The 17,907-nt window shown below is 24.4% G+C and carries 16 protein-coding genes; 12 read left to right on the top strand and 4 right to left on the bottom strand.

Features of this window, described 5'->3' with window-relative positions:
* Positions 1-35: 35 nt before the first annotated feature.
* Positions 36-989 (top strand): hypothetical protein, encoded by a 954-nt coding sequence (locus BN346_RS18875; protein WP_040330619.1) that lies wholly within the window; start codon positions 36-38, stop codon positions 987-989.
* 259 nt (positions 990-1,248) lie between these two features.
* The gene (locus tag BN346_RS18870; RefSeq protein WP_040330618.1) at positions 1,249-1,755 is read left to right on the top strand and encodes a GNAT family N-acetyltransferase; all 507 of its coding nucleotides are present in this window, start codon (positions 1,249-1,251) and stop codon (positions 1,753-1,755) included.
* A 106-nt stretch (positions 1,756-1,861) separates the two neighbouring features.
* On the opposite strand, the gene BN346_RS18865 is transcribed toward BN346_RS18870, so the two are convergent.
* A complete protein-coding gene (locus BN346_RS18865) occupies positions 1,862-2,035 on the bottom strand; it encodes an HTH domain-containing protein (RefSeq protein ID WP_040330616.1) in 174 nt (57 codons plus the stop codon).
* 705 nt (positions 2,036-2,740) lie between these two features.
* Here BN346_RS18865 and BN346_RS18860 point away from each other — a divergent pair.
* Positions 2,741-3,601, top strand: a complete 861-nt coding sequence (locus tag BN346_RS18860) for a 4Fe-4S binding protein (protein WP_040330615.1) — start codon at positions 2,741-2,743, stop codon at positions 3,599-3,601.
* 52 nt (positions 3,602-3,653) lie between these two features.
* Here the strand turns inward: BN346_RS18860 and BN346_RS18855 are convergent, their stop codons facing one another.
* A complete protein-coding gene (locus tag BN346_RS18855) occupies positions 3,654-5,039 on the bottom strand; it encodes a radical SAM/SPASM domain-containing protein (RefSeq protein WP_040330614.1) in 1,386 nt (461 codons plus the stop codon).
* Positions 5,040-5,788: 749 nt separating this feature from the next.
* On the opposite strand from BN346_RS18855, the gene BN346_RS18850 reads away from it, so the two are divergent.
* The gene (locus BN346_RS18850; protein WP_040330613.1) at positions 5,789-6,340 is read left to right on the top strand and encodes a nitroreductase family protein; all 552 of its coding nucleotides are present in this window, start codon (positions 5,789-5,791) and stop codon (positions 6,338-6,340) included.
* 57 nt (positions 6,341-6,397) lie between these two features.
* Here BN346_RS18850 and BN346_RS18845 read toward each other — a convergent pair whose 3' ends face one another.
* The gene (locus BN346_RS18845; protein ID WP_040330611.1) at positions 6,398-7,189 is read right to left on the bottom strand and encodes a nitrilase-related carbon-nitrogen hydrolase; all 792 of its coding nucleotides are present in this window, start codon (positions 7,187-7,189) and stop codon (positions 6,398-6,400) included.
* 403 nt (positions 7,190-7,592) lie between these two features.
* Here BN346_RS18845 and BN346_RS18840 point away from each other — a divergent pair, with 403 nt between their 5' ends.
* From BN346_RS18840 to BN346_RS21985, 3 genes are all read left to right on the top strand, one after another.
* Positions 7,593-8,441, top strand: a complete 849-nt coding sequence (locus BN346_RS18840) for a YihY/virulence factor BrkB family protein (protein ID WP_040330610.1) — start codon at positions 7,593-7,595, stop codon at positions 8,439-8,441.
* A gap of 150 nt (positions 8,442-8,591) precedes the next feature.
* Complete coding sequence (locus BN346_RS18835; RefSeq protein ID WP_040330609.1) at positions 8,592-9,524, top strand: type I phosphomannose isomerase catalytic subunit; 933 nt, start codon at positions 8,592-8,594, stop codon at positions 9,522-9,524.
* An 82-nt stretch (positions 9,525-9,606) separates the two neighbouring features.
* Positions 9,607-9,777 (top strand): hypothetical protein, encoded by a 171-nt coding sequence (locus BN346_RS21985; RefSeq protein ID WP_187372150.1) that lies wholly within the window; start codon positions 9,607-9,609, stop codon positions 9,775-9,777.
* Between the two features lie 45 nt (positions 9,778-9,822).
* Here BN346_RS21985 and BN346_RS18830 read toward each other — a convergent pair whose 3' ends face one another.
* Positions 9,823-10,734: an LCP family protein gene (locus BN346_RS18830; RefSeq protein WP_158644518.1), complete on the bottom strand. Its 912-nt coding sequence runs from the start codon at positions 10,732-10,734 to the stop codon at positions 9,823-9,825.
* A gap of 884 nt (positions 10,735-11,618) precedes the next feature.
* Between BN346_RS18830 and BN346_RS20740 the strand changes: the two genes are divergently transcribed.
* From BN346_RS20740 to BN346_RS18805, 5 genes are all read left to right on the top strand, one after another.
* Positions 11,619-13,559 carry a sensor histidine kinase gene (locus tag BN346_RS20740; protein ID WP_051540521.1) on the top strand — a complete coding sequence of 647 codons (1,941 nt, stop codon included), beginning with the start codon at positions 11,619-11,621 and terminating at the stop codon, positions 13,557-13,559.
* 186 nt (positions 13,560-13,745) lie between these two features.
* Positions 13,746-14,087, top strand: coding sequence for a single-stranded DNA-binding protein (locus tag BN346_RS18820; RefSeq protein WP_040330607.1), 342 nt, complete (start codon positions 13,746-13,748; stop codon positions 14,085-14,087).
* Between the two features lie 227 nt (positions 14,088-14,314).
* Positions 14,315-15,265 carry an AAA family ATPase gene (locus BN346_RS18815; RefSeq protein ID WP_040330606.1) on the top strand — a complete coding sequence of 317 codons (951 nt, stop codon included), beginning with the start codon at positions 14,315-14,317 and terminating at the stop codon, positions 15,263-15,265.
* A gap of 12 nt (positions 15,266-15,277) precedes the next feature.
* The gene (locus BN346_RS18810) at positions 15,278-16,402 is read left to right on the top strand and encodes a DUF58 domain-containing protein (RefSeq protein WP_040330605.1); all 1,125 of its coding nucleotides are present in this window, start codon (positions 15,278-15,280) and stop codon (positions 16,400-16,402) included.
* Positions 16,399-17,652: a hypothetical protein gene (locus tag BN346_RS18805; protein WP_040330604.1), complete on the top strand. Its 1,254-nt coding sequence runs from the start codon at positions 16,399-16,401 to the stop codon at positions 17,650-17,652. Before BN346_RS18810 ends, BN346_RS18805 begins: the two co-directional genes overlap by 4 nt.
* Positions 17,653-17,907 lie beyond the last annotated feature (255 nt).

Raw genomic sequence — 17,907 nt, 5'->3', positions numbered from 1 at the left:
AACTAGATATTTAAATGTGAAGGGAGATGAAATGAGTGTTTGAGGAATTAAATATAAAACTTAGAGAAGAAAAAGAAAAAATTATTTTAAAGAAAAGATTAGAAAGTGATTTATTCACATTAAAATATGATTTGATATGTAAATTAGATATGCTAGAAATTTTAAAGCAAGATTTAGAAAAAGAATATCTTGATATAAAGAGACTGGAAGGAATATCGTTAAGTGGTTTTGTAGCAAGTATACTTGGCTATAAAGAAGAAATGCTAAAAAAAGAGGAAAATGAATATTTAGTTGCAAAAATAAAGTATGATGAAATAAATCAAGAAATAGAAAGTTTAAATAAGGATATCGAAGCTCAGGAGAAAAGGTTAGAAAATTTAAGTGATTGTGAAATAAATTACAAGGTGCTTTTTAAACAAAAAGAAGAAGAAATAATGTTAATGGGAAATGAAGAAATAAAAGAAAAATTAAATAGATTAAATAGGAATATAAATAATAAATTAACTGAAGTTATAGAAGTAAAAGAAGCAATAGTAGTTGGTGAGCAAACTCTAGATACAATTCATGATGTTGAAAAATATTTATACAATATAGAAACTTTAGATCATGAAGAAAAACGAAGTATAGGATTATTTTCAATAATAATAGAACAAGAGAATATAGATGATGTACAAAATAAATTTAATAAATTGCAATATTTGATAAATAAATTTATAAAAGAACTGAGAGATATAAATAGTAATATAGATTCATATATAGAAAAAATTAGAGAATTTTGCTCATATGGTTCATTTGAAGTATTCTATAATAATATTTCTAACAATACAAAAATAGAAAATAAAATCAAGGAATTTTCAAATAAAATTATATTATTAAAAAATAGTGTTGAAAATACTATGAAGTTTTTACATGATAGAAAAACAAGAGAAGAAGTAAAAATTGAGAGATTAAAAAAATGTCATGAGGAATTTATAGAGAAAAGCATATAAAAATAGAAGTTTATATATTTTTTAATTGAATTAAGGAGATAAGTTGAGGTTACAAGTACAATGTAGTGAGAAAGTCAATTAAATCTCGTTAAAGCATATAAACATGATTTTGAAAAAATACATAATCATGTTACAATTTACACGATTTGGAGACTTGCTATAAATTTAGTTTATAGCAAGTCTTTTCAATACATGCAAGAGATAAAACATAAATTATTTTTTGTATGCGATTTACTATGATTTGGGAGGATTTGTATTGATGAATTGTAATGATTTAGAACTGCGTCAAGAAGTTTTTAAATCTGATGCTTTAAAAATTATTAGTTGGCTAGATGATGAAGAAGTTTCAAAATACTTAAATGAAAGTAAAAATGTTACTAAAAGTATAGAACGGGTAATTTATACAACTAATATACCAATATTAACTCATTTATTTAACCGAAATGGGAGTTTTTATATGATAACTATAGAGGACGAACCAGTAGGGTATTTAAAGCTTGTACCTAAAGGGAAAACTGTAGAAATGGTTATAGTTATAGGTGATAAAGAAAAATGGGGGATGGGATTGGGAAGTAACGCAATTTTTCAAGGCTTAAAAGAAGCATTTTTTAATTGGCGTTTTGATGAAGTAATAGCAAAGATACATTTTGAAAATGAAAGGTCTAAAAATGCATTTAGAAAAGTTGGATTTAAAGCAGATAAGAAGCTACCAAAAGAAATGCAATATTCAATGAATATGAAAACGTTTTTGAAAAGTATTTGTTAGAGTTTAACTAAGAGCTATAACAATAAAATAAATTAAAAAAGTACTATGCATAACAAGCAAAGTACTTTTTTAATTTAAATTATATAAATGAAATAAAATATGAAAATTATTTAGCTGCATAAAAACATCTTTTTGGAGATTCTATTTTCTCATCAGCTTTTAAAGCTTTTATTGCTTTATCAATTTCCTTTTTGTCTATACCTGTTTTTTCAGCTATTTCTCCAGCTTTCATAGCTCCATTTTCTTTTAATGTCACTAAAACTTTTTCCATGATTTCCATAAAAGCACCTCTCGATAATGATTATTATTTAATAAGAATTATAACACAATTAAAATATTTATCAAGAAAAATATTTTAATTGTTATTGAAATTAGTATGTATAATTTTTATACATTGATAAAAACAGAAATATGTATAATTATTTAAGTTACTATTTTAATCTAAAAATTTTAATAGAATATGAATGTCTACAAGGTTGCAATTATCCATAATATCTAAAGTTTAGAAATAATAACTTTTAAAGAAATATATTTATATCAAAAAATTTTAGATTAAAATCTAATTTCATGGATTAGTAAATTTAATCATAGCCTTAAATAAATCATTAATAAAAATAATGATTATAATTAAGAAATTTCATTGAGAAATAAGTAAAAAAAATTAAGAAAAGATAGTTAATGTCTATGAAAAGCATATCAAAAAATTTATAATTATTATGAAATTAGGAATTTATAGGTAAAAACCAAGAGATAAAATTTTTAAATCTTGTAGGAATCCAAAGCTGAAAATAAAATTACTGTTATGATAATTAAAAATGAAAAAATTATTCTCAAAAATGAAATCACATGAATAAATATTATATTGATTTTATTTGATATACAAATAAAACATTGTATGTAACAAAATATCATATTGGAAACCTATAACAAGTTGAAAGTAAGGTTTTAGTTTAAAAGCCTATAGCGTGAGGAAGGGGAGTTAAATATGTCACTAAAAATAACAGATAAAGAAAAGAAGGAATTAAAAGGACAAGCCATATTAGCCCAAAAACAAGAAGGATATTTTGCAGTAAGAATACTTAGTAGAGTAGGTAACTTTACATCAAAAGAACTTGTATCAATTGCCAACATAGCTGAGAGTTATGGAAAAGGATATGTTTCTGTAACAAATAGATTAACAGCTGAAATTCCATATATTAAATATGAAGATATAGAAAAAGTAAAAGAAGAAATAAAGAAAAATAATTTAGTTAATGGTGGAACAGGAAAGAAAATTAGACCTATAATGGCATGTAAAGGAACAGTATGTGTTCATGGACTTATAGATACTCAAAAACTAGGTGGAGAAATACATGATAAGTTTTTTGCTAAAGAATTAGCTGCAAAATGTAAAATAGGTGTAGTTGGATGTCCTAATAACTGTGGTAAAGCACAATTAAATGATATAGGAATTATGCCACAAGTTAAAACTGAAATTAATCATGAAAAGTGTGTTGCTTGTGGTAAGTGTACTACAGTATGTAAGGAAAAAGCATTAATTAAAGAAGGTAAAGAAATTATATATGATAAAGATAAATGCGTAAATTGTGGAAAATGTGCAGATGTATGTCCATTTAAAGCAATAGATAAGATAGAAGAAGGAATAGCTATTTATTTAGGTGGGAGATTTGGAAGAAAAGCAATGCTTGGAAAGCCATTAAATAGATTATTTAAGGAAGATGAAGTAATAGATACTATAGAAAAAATATTAAATTATTATAAAGAAAATGCAAATTCATTAGAGAGAATAGGAAAAATGATAGAAAGAATTGGATTTGAGGAAGTTGAAAAAAACATATTAAAATAAATATAAAAACTTATTGTGATTTTCACAATAAGTTTTTATATTTATTATTATATTATCCACGAGCCATTTCATAATTACCAGTACCATTAAACTCTTCTTCAAAAGCTTTATCAGCAAGTGGTTTAAATTCAGCAGCGTGTTTATCTATTTTTTCCATGAATTCTGGGCTACTTATCATTATTTCAGCACTTGGATGAGTAGGTTTAGCACCAGTAACTTTTACTATTTCTCTAATTTGAGTAGTATTATCTATCATAGGACAAGGCATTAATAAATTTTTATTATAAGGGTGACGTTTTCTCAATTCCCTGAAATAGTCACAACTTAAAGCTTCTACTAAAGGTTTTCCTTTTACATTTTCAGTTGCAAAGTGAGAGAAAATACATGGTTCTAAGTCTTCTTTTGAGTTTATATGGCAATAGTATTTTCCTGCTACACAACCACCTACATAAGGTGCATCATTAAAGAAATCTATAGGGAAAAGTTTCATTTGACTTCTAATTTCTCGAGTACGTTTGCCAAGTTTTAATCTTTCTTCAGGTGTAAGCATATATTGAATATCATTAACAGGATTATCACCTACAGGCATAAACATAAAGTACCATGCCATTTTAGCACCTTTAGAAGATAACATATCTATAAATTCATCAGATGTAACAACATCTATATTATTATTAGCAGTAGCACTAGAGGTTCCAAATGGAATGCCTTTTTCTCTTAATAAATCCATTCCCTTCATTACTTGATCAAAGATACCCTTACCTCTTCTACTGTCAGTTTCAGTTGCAAAACCCTCTACAGAGAACATAGGCATAACATTGCCAAGTTCTTGAAGTTTAGTAGCTAAATCTTCATTAAATAATGTACCATTAGTAAATGGCATGAAGTAAACATCGTTATATTTTTCATAAATGTCTAACATATATTTATTAAAGAAAGGTTCACCACCTAAAATTACCATATAATAAATGCCCATATCTCTAGCTTCTTTAACTAATCTTTCTACTTCTTCAAAAGGAATGTCATCCTTTTTGCTATAATTTGCAGCATAACAGCCTGTACATTTTAAGTTGCATCTCATAGAAGGGCTTATAAGAATAGTAAAAGGAACTTTCATATTATGTTCTTCACCAACTTTAGCTCTTTTTTCAACTCCATACCAAAGTGCATTAGCAACAATGTTTTTAAAGAACTTTTTCAAACAATTTTTATTAGTTGTTTTTAATATGTTTACTACATAATCTTGTATTTCTTTTGAATTAGAATAATGATAATAAACATCTTCAATAACCTTAGCAGTATATTCATCACGAATATGTTTCCTAATTAATGAGAAGATTTTTTCAATGTTTTGTTCAGGATTTTTATCTAATAGTTCTAACACTCCGGAAACTAATTGTTCTTTTGCTTTTTTTTCTAAATTATCTTTAAAGCCCATAACTATACCCCCTAATATAATTATACAAAGACATTAAAATGTAACTTTCATTTTTAATGTCTAAATAAATTAAATGTAAAAAATAAATTCTATTTATTATAAGTAAAATAGTATATATGTTAGTAATTTATTATATGAATTAAAAATATCAAAATATTCCGAAATAATCCCTGAAATATACCTTATATTCAATTTATAAGTTAAAATATAAAATTGGAAAATATATTTTAAAATTAAAATAAGCTACAATTAATATATCTATTTTAAAATATAATAAAAACCTTTATGATAATTGATAAAATTTAGTTGTTACTATAGCATGTCCTCATTTAAGCATAATCAAAATTAATAATATAATATTATTTATATATATAAAAAAGAACTAAAAAATATAAATAGCTATAAAAAAAAGTGTGGCGGCTAAATTAATTTAATTATCAATAAAGATAATATATATACTTACAATTATATTAACATGTATAATATTAAATATTAATTATCGTTTTTGGTGCAAAACAACCAATTTATTTGAAAAATAACCAAATTATTGAAATAAATCAATAATTCACAGAATTGCTTCACAATTCTAACTATATAAAAGGTTTAGAATACTACTTTAGATGATATATAGTGTTCAATATAATGTAATTAGTTTTAAAATATGGATTAGAAATTATGTATATGATAAAATTAGTGTATATTTAATTAATATACAAAAATACTATAATAGTGACAAATTGGAGGTTTTTATGAAGAATAACGAGATGATAAATCTTATAAAAAGAAGAAGAAGTATAAGAAATTTTAAAGAAGAACAACTAAAAGAGGATGAATTAAATCAAATATTAGAATGTGCTATATATGCACCAACTGGATGTTATAATCAGCCATGGCATTTTACGATAATACAGAATAAAGATGTATTAAATAAAATGAGTGAAATATCAAATGAAGAAATGAGTAAAAGTGATGATAAGTGGTTATCTAATAAAGGAAAGAAAAATAAACCATTATTTTTTAATGCACCAACAGTAGTTGTTGTATCAGGAAAAGAAGATGCATATTCACCATTAACAGACTGTAGTGCAGCTATAGAAAATATGTTATTAGCTGCAGAAAGTTTAGATATTGGATCATTATGGTGTGGGTTAGTGTCACATTTTTTTGAAAGAAAAGAAGTTGAAGTATTAAACATACCAGAAGGGTATAAGCCTTACTATGCAATAGCACTAGGATATAAAGATGGGGAAACTCCAGAACCATTAGAAAGAAGAAGAGATATTTTTACATATATAATATAACAAATGAGAATATTATTTATGATACCAGTTTAGAGCGCTAAACTGGTATCATAAAGTTTAATCAGTGTAAAAAGAAGTATATAAAGTAGGCTTTCTATCATTTTTTATTGGAAAGTTTTTTTGAGTGCTGGTAACTAAATCAGAATTGATTTCTGCAAAAACTAAACCATCAGTATCATATAAACAGTCTAAAAGTTTACCAGTAGGAGTAAAAATGCAAGAACATCCATTGTATGAAAGATTATTTCCATTACCAAATCTATTAATTCCAGCTATATAGCATTGATTTTCAATTGCTCTAGCTTGCAACAATAGTTTAAAGTCAGAAATTCTTTCAATTGGCCAATTAGCAGCAACTGTTATTAGATGAGCTTTATTAGAAGCTGCTTGGAATAATTCGGGAAATCGCAAATCATAACAAATAAATGGACTTATGATAATATTATTTATTGAACAATAACTTATTTTTTTACCAGGAATGAAATATAAATTTTCATTTGAAAAAGAAAAAGGATGTATTTTAGTATAATTACATAGAATAGTATCATTATTAACAATACAATAATTGTTTTTGCCGTAAATTTTACCATTAAGATTAAATTTTTCTATATATCCAAATCCAATAGAAATATTAAAAAAATTAGAGAATTCTTTCATTTTTTTTATTGTGAAGTTATCATCTTCAGCTAATTTGTCTATATTAAAAGAAAAACCTGAAAATGACATTTCGGGGAATAATATCAAATCGCAATTTGAAGATTTGGCATCAGAAATAAAACGTTTAGCACTATTAAAATTACAGTCTTTATCTTCCCAAATTATATTGGTTTGAGCTAAAGCTAGTTTCAATTTTAAAACCTCCTTTACTTATATAAGTATAAGTAAACAAATTTGAATTTAAAACTTAAATATAGTGATTAAAAAAATTTTATTTTAAGACGATTAAAATAGAGAATTATTTTTTAGAATGTACAAGTTAAAAAATCTTCAACTTAAAAATTAATTTAGTAATATCATATGAGAGTGTTAGATATTAATTATATATATTAACAAATTTAAGGTAAATACAATTCTAAATTTGATTTTAAAAGCTTGTATAAAAATAAATAAAACATTATGTTAACTTTTAAATTCAAATACAAATGACTAAAAAAATAATAATATAATAAAAGAAAAGTTACAATAATATTATATAACATGGGGGTAATTTTACTATCTTATCTTATGAAAAAATACGAAAAGGGAGAGCAAAATGAGTATAACTGATTATATATTAAAAATGATAGCAAGATATAAACAACATAACGTATCTGCTTTAGCGTCACAATTAGCATATGATTTACTATTATCATTTTTTCCATTTTTAATATTTTTACTTAGTTTGCTAGGACATAGTTTTTTAAATGCCAATGAGGTTTTAACGGCACTTCAAGTAGTCATGCCTCATGAGGTATATATGCTAGTAGCAAATACAGTAAGAAATGTACTACAAACAAGAAATAGTAAACTTTTATCGGTTTCTCTTGTTTTTACGTTGTACACAGCATCTAGAGGATTTAGAGCAATAACATATGGATTAAATAGAGCATATGAACAAAGAAAAAAGAGGAATTATTTTAATTTAATTATCGCATCTATAATTATGATGATATCTTTTGTAGGACTTATTATGTTTATATTAGCATTTTTAGTTTTTGGAGAAGCAATAAGCAATGGACTTCAAAAGTGGTTAGGATTAAAATGGATATTGTTTGATTATATACATCTTCTAAGATATCCAGTAGCACTATTTTCAATGATATTTGTTTTAGCTGCTATGTATAGATTTATACCTGATAGGAGAAGTACTTGGAGAGAAGTATTGCCTGGAGCCATATTTGCAACAGTTGGTTGGTTGGTTTCAAGTTTTGCATTTTCTTTTTATGTAAGTAATTTTAGCAAATACTCATCATTATATGGAACAATAGGTGTAATAATAGTGTTAATGTTATGGCTATATCTTACATCTATAATAATTTTGTTAGGTGGAGAACTTAATGCAATATTAATAGAAGAAAGTGAAATGAATAATAATAAATATATCATAAAAAAATATAAATAGAATTAAATCTATATAGTAAAAAGAGGAAAGTAAATTCAAATTTACTTTCCTCTTTTTTATGTAATTAATTAACAAATTCAGCATAAGATATATTGTGATATTTAAAAAAATTATGAATTTGATTTATAAATTTAAGATGGAGGTGCGTAGATGTATCCATTAAAATTTAAGTCTATATATTTAGAAAAAATATGGGGAGGTAGAGGATTAGAAGAATTTAAATTAGATGTTCCCCAAGGTGAAATCGGTGAGTCATGGGAAATTTCATGTCATGAAGATGGTAAAAGTGTAGTTACAAATGGTATTTATGAAGGAAAAACTTTAAAAGAAGTAATAGAAATTGAAAAAGAAGCCTTAATTGGAAAAAAAATAAATTGCTATAGATTTCCTATATTAATAAAATTTATTACAGCTACAGATGATCTGTCTATACAAGTTCACCCAGATCAAAAATATGCAGAAGAAAATGAAAATGATAATGGAAAAAATGAATGTTGGTATATACTAAAAAATATTAATCATGGAAAAATAGTTGTGGGAATTAATGTGAAAAATGAAAATGAATTTCAAAATATCATAAAAAATAATGAAATAGAAAAAAAACTTAATTATATTGAGCCACATGAGGGAGAAGTATATTATATAAAATCAGGATTAGTACATGCAATAGGAAAGGGAATAACATTATTAGAAATTCAACAAAACAGCAATTTAACATATAGAATATATGATTATGATAGAGGCAGAAAATTGCATGTAGACAAAGCATTAGATGTTGTAAATTTAAATATTAAATGTAATTCTGAAAAATATTCATTTCATAAAATGAAGGGATATAATATCTATAAGTTTAAGGAGATTAATGATTTTATAATAGAAAAGTATGAAATTGAAAAGTTATTTATGAGCAAAAGCGATGAGGATAGATTTGAAGTTTATATATGTATTGAAGGGAAAGGTATAATAACATACTCAAATGGTACGGAAACAATAAAGATGGGCGACAGTATAATGATACCTGCACAATTAGGTGAATATGCAATAGTAGGAAATATACAATTGATAAAAGTTAAGGCTCTATAAAATAGTATAAAAAAATGAATAAATTTATAAATTTGAGAATAGTATGTTATACAAAGATAAATACGAAATGGGGGATTTAGAAATGGGAAAACAATATAGAGGAAAGGCGTTATGGAAATTGCCAACAAGAGGAAGAGGAACTTGTCCTATATGCAAAGCAACTAGAATTAAATTACTATATGATTTAACAACTGAGGATGGGACTAAAATAAAAGTTTGTAAAAGGTGTCAAAATAAAGTTAAAACTAAATAATAAATAAAAAAATAAATCTACAAGTAGAGTTGTAGATTTATTTTTTTAGAATAAGGGGTCTTTTTCAAGTGGTTTAATGTCTTCGTATATATATTTATGAATTTGATTAGCAGTTTCAGTTTCATCAAAACTTAAATACCATATGTCATCCACAATTTTTCTATCACAATAACCATCTACAGGAAACCTTTCTTGATCTAAATTTGATACAGTGTTAAGAGCCGAGTATCCTATATTTATCATTTCTTTTTTTGTTAGGCTAGTTGAAAACATTGGTGCTATTTTAGAAATTGTACTAGGTATTTGAGTAACTTCCATATTTTTTATTTTTTCTGCTAAAAGTTCGCAAACTTTTCTTTGGCGACTAGTACGTTCAAAATCTCCATTTCCAAGATCTCTTATTCTACTATAAGAAAGGGCCTGCATACCAGTCAGATTTATTTTGCCAAAAGAGTTTAAGGTTTGAACAGGTTTCCCAGTAATAGCTGAAGCTTCGTATTGATATTTATTTATTAGTTCCATTTCATCTTCATTAATATCAATTGTTATTCCACCAAAGTAGTCTATTATATCAATAACTGATTCAAAATTTACAGTGACATAATCTTTAATATCTAATTCAAAGGTTTGATTTATAGTTTTTACTGCTAGTAGTGGACCACCATATGCATAGGCATGATTTAGTTTATCATATCCATAGCCATCTATATTTACATAACTATCTCTCATTATAGAAATCAGTTTTAATTCGTTATCAATAGTATTAATACTAACTACTAATATGGCGTCTGAACGACCTTTATCATTAGTAGAACGATTATCTATTCCAAATAAGGCAATATTAGTTATTTCATTATTAGAAGGTTTATTATTTTCACCATTTGAATTCATTTTAGAATTTGATATACCGAGTTCATCAGTATCATTAGTAAAATCTTCAGTATTTACTTTATTCAATATATTATATGAGTATATGAATAGCGGAATTAAGATTAGTATAATGATAAAAGAAGAAAGAAATAAAATTTTTTTATTTTTTTTCATAATTAGTACCTCATAGATTAATAATAATTTGACACTTTATATATTTATATAAAACTATAGAATAAAATATGAAAGTTAGAATTAAACTTTTATAACGTACAAAGTAGTATATTTATAATATGTCTAAATTGAAGAATATTTATTATTAAAAATAAAAAATTTTGAAAATAATTACTTCTATATAGTAGAATATATTTTGAAAGGGATTTTATTTTAAAAATTATTTTTAAATAAAGGTTATATTAAAGGAATATAGAATTTTATATAGGGAAACAAGTTGAAAAATGAAATTTTTCTTATTTCAATTGAGAAAGAGATGTTTAAAAAAAGTGTACAAAAATTAATAATTAAACGATAAACAATTGACAATGAAGGATAGAAGTGAAGGGTAAGTTTTTTAATCAATTATTTAAACATAATATAAAAATTTAATTTTTAGTTATTTCTATTGATGAAGATTAAGAATAAAGTGAATAATATTAAACATCATTGTTAATTGCTAACTGTTAATTGGTATAAACATAATAATAGAATTAATTGAAATATAGTTATTGTCATTTGATAAAGTTATTATTTTTGATTCAAACTTGGAAACCTATAAATTTAAGTTAATTGAGCGTTGGAGAGTTAAAATTTGATGGAAAAGTAAGTTTTATATTTTATCAATTTACAGAATGAATTTATTAGCTTGTATAATGACTCTCCACTCAAAGATGATTCCAAAATTATAAATTAAATAAAAATTTGGAATTGCTATTTGGGATTTTATACTTAAGGTAAAAAGTGGGGGAGATTATATGATTTTAAATCAAGAAGATTTGAATTTTTTTGATGATTTGGACGATTCAATAGTTATTTTGAAAAAAAATTCAGAAATAATATATAGCAATAAATCTTTTAAGAACTTTTATGATGAATTAATTAAAAAAAATACATTTAATGATTATAGTGAATTTGATAAAGAGTTGAATAGAAAAATAGAAAAATGTTTATTAGATGAAGACATCAATCAAAAAAATTCAAGTTTTATAAAACGATTAAGATTAAATGATGATGTTGATATTTATTTAAATAAAATAAAATTTGATAATACGGATAGTATATTGCTACGATTAAAAATGATAGAACAAAATTCATATGAGAATACTAGTGAAGACAAAAAAAACATTATAGACAAAAATCAAATATTAAGAAAAACACTAATATACTCACCCAATATATTAATAATAAAGAAGGATAGAAAGATTGTGTTTTTAAACAAATCAGCAGAACAATTATTAGAAATAGGGAATTCACGAGAGGTTATAGGAAAGGATTTTTATGAGGTATTAAATTTTAAAACTAAAAAGAGAAGTTATTATAGTGATATTTTAGAAAATGAAGGACATTATTATAGTACATTGCCTGTTTCGCAAGTAAAACTTAAAACATATAAGGGAAGAGAAATTTATGCTGATATATGTTTTATGTCATTTTTTGATTCAGATGAAGAATTTAGTGTTTTTATAGCCAAAGATATAAGTACAAGGGTTGAAATGGAAGAAGCATTAAGAAAAAATGAAGAATACTATAAAAAACTTATAAAATTTCTTCCTTATGGAGTAGGAATATTAACTAAAGGAAAAATAACTTTTGCAAATGATAATTTAGTAAATATATTAGGGGAAACAAGTATAAATGCTTTAATAGGAAAAAAAATAAATGATTCAATAAAGGATAAAGATACAATAAATGAAATGAATAGAATCGGTGAAAATAGTTTATCAGAGGTTAAATTTAGAGAGGTTACATTAACAAGAAAAGATGGAAAAGAAATAGAAATAGAAATTGGAGCATCACCATTTCTATTTGAAAATCATTTGTCATCTATAATTGTTTTATGTGATATAACAGAAAGAAAAAATGCAGAGAGAGATAAATTTAAGTTAAAGCAAGCATTAAAATATGATAAATTAAAAACTGAATTTATAGCTAATATTTCACATGAATTGAAAACACCATTAAATATAATACTTAGTGTAGTTCAACTTTTGGAACTTAAAGAAAAAGAAGAATGTAGCATAGGTGATTCAAAAAGGTATTTAGGAGTAATGACACAAAATTGTTATAGACTTTTAAGACTTATAAATAATTTAATTGATATAAGCAGAATAGATGTTGGATATTTAAAAATGGATTTTGGAAATTATGATATAGTAAAAATTATAGAAGATATAACTCTTTCAACAGTAGATTATATTGAAAGTAAAAATTTAAATTTGATATTTGATACAGAAATAGAGGAAAAAACTATAGGTGTTGACAGGGAAAACATGGAAAGAATAATGCTTAACCTTTTGTCAAATGCAATTAAATGTTCCAAAGAAAATGGCACTATATGGGTAAATATCTATGATAATGGTGATTTTATAGATATATCTGTTAAAGATAATGGTATAGGAATTCCAGAAGATATGCAGGAGAAAATTTTTGAACGATTTGTCCAAAGTACACCATTATTTACAAGACCACATGAAGGTAGTGGAATAGGATTATCATTAGTTAAGTCTTTAGTAGATGCACACGGAGGAAAAATATCTGTTAAAAGCAAAGTAGGAGAAGGTAGTGAATTTACTATAAGTATGCCAAATAGATTATCAAAGAAAGATAATCCACATATAAATTATAAATTTATTGGTACAAATAAAAATAGCAGTGTAGAAAAAATAAAAATAGAATTTTCTGATATATACAATTAATAAAAAATGAGATTCACTTAATAAAGTGGTAAATTTAATTTAAAATTAAATTCAAAAGTATTGTTAAATATAGCTTTTATTTTTAAAATAAGTTTAAAAATAAGTTTATTGGATAGAATTTTAGAAAATATAAGAATTTAATATAAGGTGAATTTAGTGCTTGATTATTAAGTGGAGGTAATTTATATGAATAGAATTGTTTTAGTAGGAAGAATAACAAAGAAACCAGAGCTCAAATCATTAGATGGAAACACTAAAGTCTTTACTAGAATAATGTTAGCAGTAGATAGACCGTATAAAACTGCAACAGGAGAAAAACAAGTTGATTTTATTCCGGTAATTTTATGGGGTAAAAAAGCTGAGATTGTTTGTGAATACTTAGACAAAAGTAGTGTTGTAAGTGTTACTGGCAGATTACAAACGAGAGTATTTGAAAATAATGAAGGCCAAAAGAAATACATCTCTGAAGTTATAGCAGATGAATTTCAATTTATGAGTTATAAAAAGACTGATACAGAAATAGGATAAAAAGGTTCGTGTATATGCACGAATCTTTTTATTTAAATATAATTAATAAAACGAAAAAGTGTATGAAATAAATATGTAAATGCGACATGATTGTAATATTTACTAATTTTAACTTTTTGTGTATAATATAAAGAAAAGTTAAAAAAAAGAATGTTAAAAGTTAAAAACATTCAAAAAGTTTAAGTTGAGTTAATAATAGAGGTTTAAATTTAGAGGGGGGATTTGAAATGAAAGTAGAAAAATTTAAAGAATTTAAGGAAAAAATGATTCAAAATATTGGAAAAGTTATAATTGGTAAAGATGATAAGATTGAAAAAATAATAGTTGCATTTATAACATCAGGTCATGTACTTTTAGAGGATGTTCCAGGACTTGGTAAAACAAAATTATCAAAAAGCTTAGCTAAAACATTAGATTGCACTTTTAAGAGAATACAATTCACTCCAGATTTATTACCATCAGATTTAACAGGCATATATTTTTATAATCAAAAAAAAGAAGAATTTGAATTTAGACAAGGTCCACTTTTAAGTCAAATTGTATTAGCAGATGAAATAAATAGAGCAACCCCAAGAACACAATCAGCATTATTAGAGTGTATGGAAGAAAGGCAAATTACAGTTGAAGGAAACACAGTAAAGTTGGAAAAACCATTTTTTGTAATAGCAACACAAAATCCAGTAGAACAATTTGGAACATTTCCATTGCCAGAAGCACAACTTGATAGATTTTTCATGAAAATATCATTAGGATATCCGACTTATAGTGAGGAAAAAAATATAATGGATTTATTTAATAAGAAAGATCCATTAGAAGAATTAGAATCTGTGATAAGCATGGAAGAAATACAATATGTTCAAGAAAATTATAGTGATGTATATGTTAGTAATGAAATTAAAGAATATATATTAAACATAATAGCGGCAACAAGAAAGCATCAAGAAATTGAACTAGGATGTAGTCCTAGAGCCACATTAAATTTAATGAAAGCATCTCAAGCTTATGCAGCTATCAATGGAAGAGATTATGTTATAGCTGAAGATGTTAAAGAATTAGCTATAGATATAATAGCGCATAGAATAGTACTTAGAAATGAAGTTAATATTGAAAAAAATAGAGAAATAAAAGTAATAAATAAGATATTAAGTTCAGTAGATACTCCAATAGAAAAAATTTAGGAGTTGATATATATGATTTCAACATACATTTTGTTTTATTTAATAATTTTATTATTTTTATTAGTAGCATATATAACAAGAACTATAGGTTTTAATAATTTAATTATACGTAGAGAGATTGATAATAATAGAATTTTAGAAGGAGAAACTTGCAAGATATCAACTATTATAGAAAATAAAAAAAGATTTCCAATAGCTTTTTTAATTTTAAGAGAGTATATGACACAAGGCATAGAGTATGAAGGTGAGGAAGTAAAATTATGTGATGAAGGTAGAGTTACTCATGTAAGTAAATATAGAGTTGGTGGACGTTCAAGAAAAGTTAGAACTTATAAAATAAAGGCTAAAAGAGGCGCTTATTTAATAAAAGATTTAACGGTTGAAATATCAGATGTTTTTGCAATGAATACAGAAACAAGGGAATTTAAGGAATTAATAGAGCTTTTAGTATACCCTAAGGTTATTCCATTAAGTAATATTAATTTTGATGTAACTAATTTTAGCGGAGATAATACAGTAAGACGTTGGATACAGAAGGATGATTTATATGTTAGAGGAATAAGAGAATATGGTGTAGAGGATAGAATGAAGGATATACATTGGAAATCTAGCTTGAAGATGAGTAAGTTAATGGTTAAAGATTATGATTTTACTGCTGAAAGTGAGTTAGTAATAATTTTTAATATTCAATGTAATAAAAATCATTGGCAAAATATAGATGAGGAATCTATTGAAAATGGAATAAAAATAGCTGCATCATTAGCAGTAAAGTCTATAGGTGAGGGAATATCAACAGGTTTTTGGACAAATGCAAGAATAATATCTAATGAAAATGAATTTCAACAAGAACTTAGGCCAATGGCTAATAACTACAAAAGGATATTAGAATTATGTGCAAGAATTCACTATGGAATGTTATATAGTTTTACTGATTATATTAAGATGCGAGCTAATAATTTTGAAAGAAGTTGTACTTATATAATAATAACTTCTTATTTAGATGATGAAAGTTTACAATTATTAAAGGAAAAAAGTAAGGGTGGAATAAATTTAAAAATAGTAGATACATCTAAGAATGGAGATGTAAAAAATATAAAGGGAATAGAAAAAATATGTTTTAAGGGGATGAAAATATGAGTTGGCTTAAAGAAGTAAAATTATTATATTCATCAACTTTGATAGTTATTTTTTTTACAATAATAAATTGTTTTTCAAGTGTAGTTTCTAAAACTGTTTTAAGTTATAATTTAATATCAATTTGTATTTTGATGATGGTAATAATATCGTTTTTATTAGAAAAAGCAAACAATAAAGGTGTAATTTTCATAGGTTTAATAATCACAAGTTTATTAATTTATTTTTTAGATTATGAAATTATGTTTATACCATCAATAATATTTTCAAACTTTTGTATACTATTTAATTTATATAAGTTAGGAGAATATAGATGCTATATAGAATGTAAGAATATATTAGGAATTTTAGGGTTTGCATCATTATTGCTTACTACGATGTTTTCATATTTAACAGGGAATGGTGTGTTAGCTTATAATATGAGAGCATATGTATTATATTTTGCTTTATTCATTATTAATTTGAGGGAAACCATGAGATATGATAATAGTATTTTTAATAAGAGAGCAAAATACTATAACATATCAATGATTATATTAGCAATAATGCTAACTATGAATAATTTTATGATAAATGTAATAAAAGGAGTAATTAAATTAATTTCTAAATTATTGAATATTATTGCTCAAGCATCAATAAGTTTGCTGAAGGTTCCATTAGAAGGTATATTAAAATTTCTAAGTACACATAATAATCTCACAGAGATAAAATCAAAAAGTAAACTAGAAACTACTAAGGTAAAAAGCACTACAAATAATCTATCAATAAATTATGAAATACTAGAACCTATAATAAAAATAATAATTACTATAATATTATTATATTGTATATATATATCAATTAAAAAAATTGTTGAACAGTTTATTGTTAAAGATGATGAAAAAACATATGAAGAGTATTCAGAAAAACTATACAACACTATGAGCAAAGAGAAGATAAGCAAAAAATATATAAAAAATATATTTAGAAATAAATTTAATGTTAAGGAAGAAATTTTGTACAATTATATGAAATTTGAGAATGATACAAAGAAAATAGGAATATTTAAAAGTTATATGACACCAACTCAACTTAAAAATATATATGAGATAAAAGTTAGTGAAGAAACAAAAATTGATAAGTTTACAGAGATTTACAATGAGGCAAAATTTTCAAATCATGAGATTAATAATGAAAATCTATATGACTTTAAAAAAAATTATAAAGATATAAAAATGAGGATTGTAAAAAAGAAGTTACAAAAAGGTGGTTAAGCATTTTACAAAAAGGTTAAGAAATATAAGCAAAAAGTTTTAGCAAAAAACTTAAAAATTCGACAAAAAAATATAAAAATTAGAGACTAAATCAATTAAATATTATATCAAAAATATCATATTTAGCAATACTAATATTAATATGTCAAAATGAAGCGAGAAAATAAAAACTCGTTAAACATTAACTGACATATTTTTTTTTTATAAAGTGATAGAATCAAGGCATAAAAAATGTGTTAGTTTGAGGGGGTTATA

The organism is Clostridium ihumii AP5 (assembly GCF_000612845.1).
In the GTDB taxonomy this organism is placed as follows: Bacteria; Bacillota; Clostridia; order Clostridiales; family Clostridiaceae; genus Clostridium_J; species Clostridium_J ihumii.
The sequence above is the reverse complement of the archived record's forward strand: the minus strand, read 5'-3'. Positions and strand labels throughout refer to the sequence as shown.

What these genes read in the sequence shown, in the direction of transcription:
- BN346_RS18870 (WP_040330618.1), top strand. Translation starts at nt 1,249, where the DNA reads ATGAATTGTAATGATTTAGAACTGCGTCAAGAAGTTTTTAAATCTGAT.
- BN346_RS18865 (WP_040330616.1), bottom strand. Translation starts at nt 2,035, where the DNA reads ATGGAAATCATGGAAAAAGTTTTAGTGACATTAAAAGAAAATGGAGCT.
- BN346_RS18860 (WP_040330615.1), top strand. Translation starts at nt 2,741, where the DNA reads ATGTCACTAAAAATAACAGATAAAGAAAAGAAGGAATTAAAAGGACAA.
- BN346_RS18855 (WP_040330614.1), bottom strand. Translation starts at nt 5,039, where the DNA reads ATGGGCTTTAAAGATAATTTAGAAAAAAAAGCAAAAGAACAATTAGTT.
- BN346_RS18850 (WP_040330613.1), top strand. Translation starts at nt 5,789, where the DNA reads ATGAAGAATAACGAGATGATAAATCTTATAAAAAGAAGAAGAAGTATA.
- BN346_RS18840 (WP_040330610.1), top strand. Translation starts at nt 7,593, where the DNA reads ATGAGTATAACTGATTATATATTAAAAATGATAGCAAGATATAAACAA.
- BN346_RS18835 (WP_040330609.1), top strand. Translation starts at nt 8,592, where the DNA reads ATGTATCCATTAAAATTTAAGTCTATATATTTAGAAAAAATATGGGGA.
- BN346_RS21985 (WP_187372150.1), top strand. Translation starts at nt 9,607, where the DNA reads ATGGGAAAACAATATAGAGGAAAGGCGTTATGGAAATTGCCAACAAGA.
- BN346_RS20740 (WP_051540521.1), top strand. Translation starts at nt 11,619, where the DNA reads ATGATTTTAAATCAAGAAGATTTGAATTTTTTTGATGATTTGGACGAT.
- BN346_RS18820 (WP_040330607.1), top strand. Translation starts at nt 13,746, where the DNA reads ATGAATAGAATTGTTTTAGTAGGAAGAATAACAAAGAAACCAGAGCTC.
- BN346_RS18815 (WP_040330606.1), top strand. Translation starts at nt 14,315, where the DNA reads ATGAAAGTAGAAAAATTTAAAGAATTTAAGGAAAAAATGATTCAAAAT.
- BN346_RS18810 (WP_040330605.1), top strand. Translation starts at nt 15,278, where the DNA reads ATGATTTCAACATACATTTTGTTTTATTTAATAATTTTATTATTTTTA.
- BN346_RS18805 (WP_040330604.1), top strand. Translation starts at nt 16,399, where the DNA reads ATGAGTTGGCTTAAAGAAGTAAAATTATTATATTCATCAACTTTGATA.